Below are 9,446 nucleotides of genomic sequence, written 5' to 3'. Positions count from 1 at the left end.
GTGTTCAACCTCGTGGGCGCCGACGCCGGTGGCTTCGCGGCCGTCGCCGCGCTGGGCGCCGCAATGGCCGGCGCCACGGCCGCGCGGGCCAGCGCCGTGGCCGCGGCGCTCGGCATGCTCGCCGGGCCGGCGCCCGTGGCTGTCAACCTCGTGGCCAGGGCGACCACGCACGCCGCGCGAGCCGCCGGAATGCCGGCGGGAACCGCGGCGCTCGCCGGCGCGGTGGCCGGCGCGACCGCAGGCGGTGGGCTACCCGCGGCCGTTCAGCTCGCCACCAACAGCGCCCTGACCGCGAGCACCCTCCCGGCCGGTCCTCCACCGACCGTTCCGGCCGCCGGCGCCACGGCGGCAGTCGCGGCGACGATCGCGGCCACCGACCTGTTCAACGTCCACTTCACCATCAACCCCGGTGGCGCGCAGAACATCCCGCACTCCGAGTGAATGGCCGCACCATGACGAGCCCCAGCACGTTGAGCGATCTGAAGGTCTATTTCGAACAGTCCATACAGGACCAGACGCTCGTGCTCACCGCGGCGAACAGCGTGGTGCCGGCACTGGTCACGTTCGTCGGTGGGCTGCCGGCCGAAGAGCTCCGCCTGCCGAGCCCGGAGATCCGGCTCGACGCGGGCGAGCTCACCGTGGCGGCCACCACCGACGAGCAGTGGCCCACCGGCGGGACCGGCACCCGCGCGCTGCACCTCACCGGTGTTCGGCTCGGCATCACCCAGCCCGGAGACTTCGCCGTCGACCTGCGACTCACCGGCAGCGTGGCCATTGGCGGCAACGACGTCCCGGTCGAGGGGGCCGTGGCGGACAACCTGATCACCGTGCGGACCCCGGCCGGACCGGCCCGGTCCCTGCCGCTGACCGCACTCGCCGACTACGTCAGCGACAACAAGCTGAGCGGTTACCTGCCGGCCGGCGTTGCGATCTTCAACAGCGTGCCGCTCACCGCGCTGCGCCTGTCCTTCGGCTACGGGCGGGACGCGGTGACCGAGCTCGAGATCACCTCGACGCTGGAGAAGGCGACCTGGGACCTGATCGACAAGTTGGCCGGCCTCAAGGACATCGGGGTCACCCTCACCAGCTCGGTCCGCTACCAGCACGGCAGGTACGTCGAGCGGATCGGCGGGGACATCCACGCCACCCTGCATTTCGAGCAGGACTTCCGGGTGCGGCTGGCGATGCAGGGTCAGACCGCCTGGGCGCTGGAGATCCAGCCGGCCGACGGAAACGTCCTACCCGGACTGACCGCGCTGGCCAACCTGGTCGGCGGGGACACCCTCGTCAAACGGATCCCGCAGAGCCTCGGGGAGCTGTCCATCACCGGGGTGAGCATCGGCTTCGACATGGCCACCCGGGCGCTGCAGCAGATCGCCGTCAGCGGGCGGATCACCATCGACGGGATCACCTTCGACATCGTCGTGTACCTGCCGGACTTCGCGTTCCACGGCAGCCTCTCGCCCAGCTCGCCGATCCACCTGAGCGCGCTGGTGGACACGTACTTCTCAGGCGGCAAGCACTTTCCCGAGATCGACCTCACCGAGCTGAACATCTCGGCCATCCCGGGCATCGGCCATTACGGCCTGGAGGCCGGCGTCACCGGCACCTGGGTGTTCGACGTCGGCCCGGTGCCGGTCGGCTTCCAGCAGTTCAACTTCGAGATCAACAAGGATCCGACGGGCCTCACCGGCTATATCGAGGGCGTTTTCTCCCTGTTCGACGCCACCTTCGAGGTGATCGCCGAGCACCCGGAGGCCGATGGCGGCTGGCAGTTCACCGCGCAGAGCCTGCCCGGGCAGGCGCTCACCATCAAGGCCATCCACGATCACATCGTTCGGGTGTTCGGAGTGGACAGCTCGCTGCCCGCGGTCATCGAAAGCCTGGCGCTGGACAATCTCAAGGTCTGGTTCGACACGTCCACCAGGAACTTCGGCTTCACGTGCGAGGCCAAGTTCTCCGTTGACGACACCGATGTCGACATCATGGTGACGATCAGGCTGGACAAGATCGGCACCGGGTACCAGAAGACCTTCGGTGGTCAGATCACCGTCGGTGGGCTGGTGTTCGACCTGAAGTTCGTACAGGACACGGCTTCCACCGTGTTTGTGGCCGTCTACTCGCATACCGGGGAGCAGCAGCCACTCAAGATCCGGGATCTGGTCGCGGCGGTGTCATCCTCGCTCGCGGCGGTCGTTCCGGCCGATCTGGAGATCGACCTGCGGGACGTGATCTTCGCCGTCAGCAAGGGCACGCAGCCGGGATTCCTCTTTGGACTCGATCTCGGAGCCGAGTTCGGGCTGTCGCAGCTTCCCTTGGTGGGCAAGGAGTTTCCGCCGGACCGGAAGGTCGGCGTGGACAGCCTGCGGTTGCTGGTGGCCTCGCGGGACTTCACCGTCGGCGAGATCGGGCCGATCAACACCCTGCTGCCGGCGGGGGTGCCGGCGCTGCCCGACGTCAGCCGGGATGCCCGGCAGGGTCAGCCACCGCCGCCGGCCGCGACGGTGGGACTGGCCAAGGGGGTCACGGTCACGGCCCGGCTGCTGCTCGGGGACGCGGCGGCGCAGACGCTGAGCCTGCCGGCGGCCGACGCCGGCGGCGGCACCGGCGGCTCGGTGCCCGCCATCCAGAGCGCGAGCGGCCCGGCGGTCACCGGGTCGGACAGCACGCGCTGGTTCGACGTGCAGCGCTCGTTCGGTCCGGTCCACTTCGAGCGCGTCGGCTTCGAGTACCAGAACAAGAACGTGCGCTTCCTGCTGGACGCCGCGCTGTCCGCGGCCGGGCTGACGCTGTCCATGGAGGGTCTGGCCCTCGGCTCGGCGATCGACCACTTCGCGCCGAGCGTCGACCTGCGCGGTCTCGGCGTCGACTACCGCAGCGGGCCGGTGGAGATCGGCGGGGCGTTGCTGCGCACCCGCGTCACCCCCGCCACCGGTGAGCCGTACGACGAGTACGACGGGGCAGCGCTGATCAGGACCGAGAAGCTGACCCTGGCCGCGCTCGGCTCCTACGCCTACCTCAACGGTCAGCCGTCCCTGTTCATCTACGCCGTGCTCGACCAGGCGCTCGGCGGGCCGCCGTTCTTCTTCGTCACCGGCCTGGCCGCCGGTTTCGGCTACAACCGCACCATCGTGGTCCCACCGGTGGAGCGGGTGGCCGACTTCCCGCTGATCACCGCGGCGAAGAGCCCGCAACCGATCACCGGCACGGCCAACCCGCGGGACCTGCTCAACTCTACTTTGGACAAGCTGCGGCCGGCCGTGCCGCCGGCCGCGGGCGGCATCTTCCTGGCGATCGGCGTCAAGTTCCTCTCGTTCCGGATCATCGACTCGTTCGCCCTGATCATCGCCAGCTTCGGGCAGCGCTTCGAGCTGAACCTGCTCGGCCTGTCGACCGTGGTGGCGCCGACCCCGGAGGCGGGCCAGCAGATCACCCCGCTGGCCGAGATCCAGCTCGCGGTCCGGGCCAGCTTCATACCCGACGAGGGGTTCCTCGGGGTGAGCGCGCAGCTGACCGCCGCGTCGTTCCTCTTCTCCCGCGACTGCCACCTGACCGGCGGCTTCGCCTTCTACTCCTGGTTCTCCGGCACGCACGCCGGCGACTTCGTGCTCAGCGTCGGCGGATACCACCCGCAGTTCCGGGTGCTGGACCACTACCCGCGGGTGCCTCGCCTCGGGTTCAACTGGCAGGTCGACCCGCAGCTCGTGGTCAAGGGCGATGGGTACTACGCGCTGACCCCGGTGGCGCTGATGGCCGGCGGACACCTGGAGGCGGTCTGGCAGAGCGGGAACCTGCGGGCCACGTTCATCGCGGGCGCCGACTTCATCGTCGCCTGGAAGCCGTACCACTACGACGCGCATGCCTATGTGGACATCAACGTCTCCTACACCTTCGAGTTCTTCGGCACCCACCACATCAACGTCGACCTCGGCGCCGACCTGCACATCTGGGGACCGGAATTCGCCGGCACCGCGCACATCACGCTGTCGATCATCTCGTTCGACGTCACCTTCGGGCCGCAGACGCAGAAGGCGCCCGAGGCCATCGGCTGGCCGGCGTTCAGCCAGTCGTTCCTGCCGGAGTCCGGCCGGTGCGCGGTCGCGGTCGGCGGCGGGCTCATCCGCAAGAGCAGCGCCGCCGTGACCGATCTCGGGGTGATCGATCCGCAACGCCTCGTGCTGCTGACCAACACGGTGATCCCCTCGACGGGCGCCCGGATCCGGGGTGACCTCGCCATCGACCGGCTCTACTACACCGTCGACGGCGAGACGGTGAACCTCGTGCCGTTCGTCGCGGCCGACGCCACGGCCACCCCCGCCCAGGCACCGACCGGCCAGCACAAGCCGGCCGGCGCGGTCGCGGTCGGCCCGATGGGGATCCGCCTACCCCACAACGACGGGCCGCATCTGCGCTCCACCGTGACGATCGCGATCACCAGGGGCACCGAGGCGATGGAGCACCACTTCGCGTTCGTTCCGGTGCTCACACACCTGCCGGCCGGTATGTGGGGTGAGCTCGGCGCGGAGCTGCGGCCCGACCCGAACGCGGCGACCCTGGTGCGCGACACGCTGGTCGGCTTCGAGATCCGGCCGAAGCTCACGCCGGACGAGGGCACCGACCGGGCCAGCGCCGGCGGCACCGAGCTGCTGCAGTACCACCTGCCGGCGCTGCCCGGCGGGACCTACCACGTCACCGTCACCCAGGACGTGGCGACCGACGAGCCGGCCGGGACGAAGAAGATCCCGGCGCAACAGTTCAGCGCCGCCGGGGACTTCGTCGTCGCCGGGATCCGGCAGGCGTTGGCGCCCGACGAGGTCTACGCGTTGTATCCGCCGGACGGCGCGCTCGGCGACTACTCCGCCGACCTGCCGCACATCATCCTCAACCACAGCACGCTGCCCTGGCAGGAGACCGCCGACCCGGACCGGGACGACCTGCCGTGGCTTGCCCTGCTGCTGTTCGACGACCAGGATCTGCCGCAGCCGCACGTCGTCACCGTCGGCCAGCTGCGCGACCCGGCCACCCTGCCACCGGAGCTGCGCGGCGTGCCGTTCCCGGTGTCCAGCCTCGGTGACAGCCAGCCGGACGGCGACAAGGTCAGCATCATCGACGTGCCGGCCGGCCACCTGCGCGAGCTGATGCCGGCGCAGGACGCGCAGCGGCGGGATCTGGCGCTGCTGGCCCATGTGCGCCGCGACCCGTCCGGCGGCGAGCGGGCGGTGATCATCGGCAACCGGCTGCCGCGCCAGGGATCGGCCCACGTCGCCCACCTGGTCTCGGTCCGCGGCCGCTACACCGGCTCGGGCTTCGACCTCCACGGCGCGACGGGCACCACCCCGGTCCGGTTGATCAGCCTGAAGAGCTGGCGGTTCACCTCGACCGGCTCGGACCACCAGCTGACCGGCCTGCTGCGCCGCATCGCCGCCCGCAGCGGCCCGCTGCGGGCGCCGCAGGGATCCGACGCCGCCCGGCTGGAGCAGGGCTTCGTGCCGGTCACCTACCGGCCCCGCCAGGGTGCCAAGCGCAGCGCCTGGTACCGCGGCCCGCTCACTCCCCAACCGCAGCCCACCGCGGCGGTGCCGCTGCCCGCCAGGACCGCCGACGAGCTGATCACCGACGAGACGGACGTCGGCTACGCGGCCGCCTGGCAGCTCGGCCGGTTGCTCGCCTTGCGCAGCAAGCCGTTCTCCGCCGCCCTCTACCGGTGGAAGCGGGCCCGGGCCCGGCAGCGCAAGTCGGGCGCCGGCGAACTGGCCGCGCTGCCACCGGTCCTGACCAACTGGCTCAACGACATCGCCGTCCTGCGCGGCATCCCGTTCAACTACCTGGTGCCCGACGAGACCATGCTGCCGGTCGAGTCGATGCGCTTCTTCTCCCTCGACCGCCGCTGGCTGGCCAGCCTGCTCGACGGCGCGTTGAGCATCGGCCGGGTCACCCCGGCCGACTACGAGCTGGACCGCACGCTCGCCGCCGACCTGCGCAACGCCGGTGCGGCACTCACGCCCTGGGTTGCGCACCTGCTCGATCCGGCCGCGCCCACCGTGGCCCGCAGCGGGTTCCTGGTCCGCTCGGACGCCGTCGCCGGCTGGCCGGACCTGCGGGTGGTGGCCACCGACAGCCGGGGCGCGGCCCTGGCGCCGGTCCCCGGCGAGCGGCTCTCGGCGAACATCCTGCTCTGCATGTTCGACGAGGAGATCGCCGCGGTCTCCATCCGCCAGCCCGAGCAGACCCTCCACTTCGGACTGGCCGAGGCCGCGTCCGAATGGCAGACGTCTCCCCGGGTCGTCAACCTCACCGAGGTCGCCGAGAGCCGCATCGGCGCGCCGGCCGCTCGGCAGGCGGCGTCCGCCCGGTTCGCCGCCGCCATGCTGGCCGCACCACCCGAGGTGGACATCCACCGCTGACATCACGATGAGGTGATTCGGAATGCTGCTGGAAGGAAAGGTCGCCATCATCACCGGTGCCGCCTCGGGCATCGGTCGCGGTGCGGCAATGGTGTTCGCCCGGCACGGCGCCCGGCTGGTGCTCGGCGACATCGACGAAGCCGGCGGCGAGGAGACCGCGAAGGCCGCCACCGAGGCCGGGACGGAGGCGCTGTTCGTCCGCACGGATGTCACCTCGGCGTCCGACGTCGAGGCCATGGTGCGGACCGCGATGGACCGGTTCGGCGGTCTCGACTGTGCGTTCAACAACGCGGGCATCGAAGGCGCACAGCAGCCGCTGGCGGAGTCGACCGAAGACACCTGGGATCAGGTCAACGCGGTCAACCTCAAAGGGGTATGGCTGTGCCTGCGCAGCGAGGTCGCGCTGATGCTGCGGTCCGGTGGCGGCGCGATCGTCAACACGTCCTCGGTGGCCGGGTTGGTCGGGATCCCGTTCGGTCTGTCGGCCTACACCGCGTCCAAGCACGGTGTGATCGGCCTGACCAAGGCGGCGGCACTGGAATATGCCACCGCCGGAATCCGCGTGAACGCCATCTGCCCCGGCGGAATTCGGACGGCAATGTTCGACCGGGCCCTCAGCGCCGGAATTGTCACCGTGGAACAGGCCGCGGCCCTGCAACCGGTCAACCGGCTCGGCACTCCGGAGGAGGTGGGCCAGACCGTCGCCTGGCTGTGCTCCGACGAGTCCTCCTTCATCACCGGACACGCCATGGCCGTCGACGGCGGTTACGTCGCACGGTGACCAGGGGCCGGCCGGTGAACCAGGGCGAAGCGGAACCCGTCCGGCCAGTGTGGAGCGTTTGCCGGGACGCGCTTGCGGGCATCCCTGCCGGGCAGGGGCCACCCGGAAGGCGGACCTGGTGATGAGGGGTCGCGGGGTTGCCGTGCAGCGTGCCCACCGGTCGCGCGGTGGCCGACGACGCCGTACCCGGCGGCGAGACCGGGCGACCGCGGGCAGACCGGTCCGCGCCTGCTTCCTGATCACCGCCGTGGCGGTGCTGGCCGGGGTCATCTGGGTCTACCTGCTGCATCGTGAGCAGGTCGCGGGCCAGACCGCCAGTTGCCCCGGTTCGGCGCCGGCGTCGGTGTCCGCCGCCGCGGTGGAGCCGTTCGCGATCGTCGCACCGGCCGGCATCACCGTCCGCGTGCTCAACGCGACGGATCGGCCGGGGTTGGCCGCCCAGGTCGCGGCGAGCCTGCAGGCTCAGGGTTTCCGCCTCGCCGCCGTGGGCGGCAACGATCTGCTGCATCCGCGGGGAAGCATGCGCTGCGTCGGCCAGATCCGGTTCGGACCCGGCGGAACGCCGGCGGCACGCACGCTGAGCCTCGTGCTGCCGTGCGCCCAGCTCGTTCGGGACGGACGGGCCGACGACACCGTCGACCTCGCGCTGGGCGCGGCCTTCTCCACGGCCCACCTCGACCCGTCGGCACTCACCGTCCTCCGGCAGCTCCAACCCCAGGCAGCCCAACGGCCGGACGGCGCACTGCATGCGATCGCCGGGCCGGCCACGTCGACCGTCTCGCCAACCCTGCTCGCCGCGGCGCGGCCGGAGCGTTGCGGCTGAGTCACGCAACGGGATGACCGAGCGGTACCTGCCGCCCGGGGCCTGCTCCGCGGCTCCTCGGCCCGTTCGACGGTCACGTTGTCCAGCTTGTCGTCGGCGAGCGGGTCGGTCAGCTCGCGGTGCGCGGCGGCCCACACCCGGTCCGGGTCGGCACCGCCGGCCAGCCGCAGCCGCACCCGCAACCTGTCGGCTCGGTCCGCACGATCTGGAACCGGTCGACGCCCGGAGTTCGATCGAGCAGCGTGCCGAACGTCAGCGGCGCGAGGGAGACCTGCTCGCCGCGCTCGGTCGGGAAGGTGAGTACGTCGCCGGCGCGGCCCTGCACCCGCACCGCCGGCAGCGGGTTGCCGCACGGGCACGGATCCGGACGCAGCCGCACCGAGTCGCCGAGGTCGTAGCGCGGGAACGGCTGCACCGGTTGGCCAGGTTGGAGATCAGCACCGGGTGGGATCACTCGCCCGGCGGGGTCGGCCGGTGGTCGGCGCGACCGGTTCGAGCACGGCCCAGTCGGTGTTGACGTGGTGCCAGCCGTGCGCGCAGCCGTAGCTGAGGTAGGTGCACCCGGTGGCGGCGTAGCTGGTGCGGATCTTCGTGTCGAACGCCGTGGCCACCCGCTGCCGGTCGCCCTCGGTGAACGTCTCGCCGGTCGGCAGGTCAGGGGCCGAGGATCTGGTAGAGCAGGGCCGTGGTGGCCAGGCCGGTTGCCCAGCCGGTGAGGGGGCCGCCGGCAAAGCCCGCGGCGATTCCGGCGCCGAGCGCGCCGAGCAGGATGACGCCCCAGCGCAGGGGGAGGCGGTCGTCCTTGTCGTGGTCGTCGGTGCCGGTGCTCAATGTCTCCTCCGTGGTCGGTAGGGGAGTGCTGTCATGGGGCGAGGTCCGGGTGGTCGGCCGGGTCCCGGACGTTCAGCTCGGTCAGGCGCTCCAGGTCGGCGAGGGCGTTGTGGAGTCTGGCTCGGACGTCGTCGGTGGCGTCGGCGGCGAGCATCCCCTTGGCCCAGGACAGCTGGGCGACCGCGGCGTCGCGGACCCGGGCGGCGCCGGCCTCCGGGTGTGGGATGAGCCTACGAAGGGCTCGGGTCCCGGCTTCGACCTGCCGGACATCGGTCATCCCGATCCTCGCGGGCGCCGGGGCCAACACCGGGTTGGACACCCATGATCCCGAGTCCGCGCCGACCGCGACCGCGGCGGCATGCGCAAGGAACTTCCGACGCTTCACCTCTTCGGTCTCCTCCGTGCCGGAGGCCTCTTTCGTCCCGGCCACCCGAACCGCCGTGACTTCGTCGTACGCGAGGCCCAGGTATCCCCTGGGGACACCCAGACCGTCGGCGATCCTCGCCAGCACGTCGTAGGCCATGACCTGACGACCCTTGAGAATCTCCGACACCTCGGACTGCGATTGACCGGTCAGGGCCGCGATCTGGCGCTGTGAGACACCAGT

Annotated in this window: 6 protein-coding genes and 2 pseudogenes; 4 read left to right on the top strand and 4 right to left on the bottom strand. The window is 71.2% G+C overall.

Annotation, left to right across the window (positions count from 1 at the left end):
- From VGX25_RS33080 to cei, 4 genes and pseudogenes are all read left to right on the top strand, one after another.
- Positions 1–441 (top strand): annotated as a pseudogene (locus tag VGX25_RS33080) (hypothetical protein); the annotation flags it as partial.
- A gap of 29 nt (positions 442–470) precedes the next feature.
- Positions 471–6,404, top strand: a complete 5,934-nt coding sequence (locus VGX25_RS33075; RefSeq protein WP_326921903.1) for a DUF6603 domain-containing protein — start codon at positions 471–473, stop codon at positions 6,402–6,404.
- A gap of 22 nt (positions 6,405–6,426) precedes the next feature.
- Entirely contained in the window at positions 6,427–7,185 is a 759-nt protein-coding gene (locus VGX25_RS33070; RefSeq protein ID WP_326921902.1) for an SDR family oxidoreductase, read from the top strand.
- A gap of 121 nt (positions 7,186–7,306) precedes the next feature.
- Positions 7,307–8,008 carry an envelope integrity protein Cei gene (cei, locus tag VGX25_RS33065; RefSeq protein WP_326921901.1) on the top strand — a complete coding sequence of 234 codons (702 nt, stop codon included), beginning with the start codon at positions 7,307–7,309 and terminating at the stop codon, positions 8,006–8,008.
- Between the two features lie 109 nt (positions 8,009–8,117).
- On the opposite strand, the gene VGX25_RS33060 is transcribed toward cei, so the two are convergent.
- The 4 genes and pseudogenes from VGX25_RS33060 to VGX25_RS33045 form a co-directional block, all read right to left on the bottom strand.
- The gene (locus VGX25_RS33060) at positions 8,118–8,423 is read right to left on the bottom strand and encodes a hypothetical protein (protein WP_326921900.1); all 306 of its coding nucleotides are present in this window, start codon (positions 8,421–8,423) and stop codon (positions 8,118–8,120) included.
- Between the two features lie 19 nt (positions 8,424–8,442).
- Complete coding sequence (locus tag VGX25_RS33055; protein ID WP_326921899.1) at positions 8,443–8,619, bottom strand: hypothetical protein; 177 nt, start codon at positions 8,617–8,619, stop codon at positions 8,443–8,445.
- Between the two features lie 43 nt (positions 8,620–8,662).
- The gene (locus tag VGX25_RS33050) at positions 8,663–8,839 is read right to left on the bottom strand and encodes a hypothetical protein (RefSeq protein ID WP_326921898.1); all 177 of its coding nucleotides are present in this window, start codon (positions 8,837–8,839) and stop codon (positions 8,663–8,665) included.
- A gap of 82 nt (positions 8,840–8,921) precedes the next feature.
- A pseudogene (locus tag VGX25_RS33045) lies at positions 8,922–9,446 on the bottom strand (helix-turn-helix domain-containing protein); the annotation flags it as partial.

The organism is Actinophytocola sp. (assembly GCF_035942955.1).
In the GTDB taxonomy this organism is placed as follows: Bacteria; Actinomycetota; Actinomycetes; order Mycobacteriales; family Pseudonocardiaceae; genus DASYTH01.
This window is presented reverse-complemented; position numbering and strand designations above follow the sequence as displayed.

Excerpts from the sequence above, each read along its gene's own strand:
- VGX25_RS33070 (WP_326921902.1), top strand. The coding sequence starts at position 6,427 with ATGCTGCTGGAAGGAAAGGTCGCCATCATCACCGGTGCCGCCTCGGGC.
- cei (WP_326921901.1), top strand. The coding sequence starts at position 7,307 with ATGAGGGGTCGCGGGGTTGCCGTGCAGCGTGCCCACCGGTCGCGCGGT.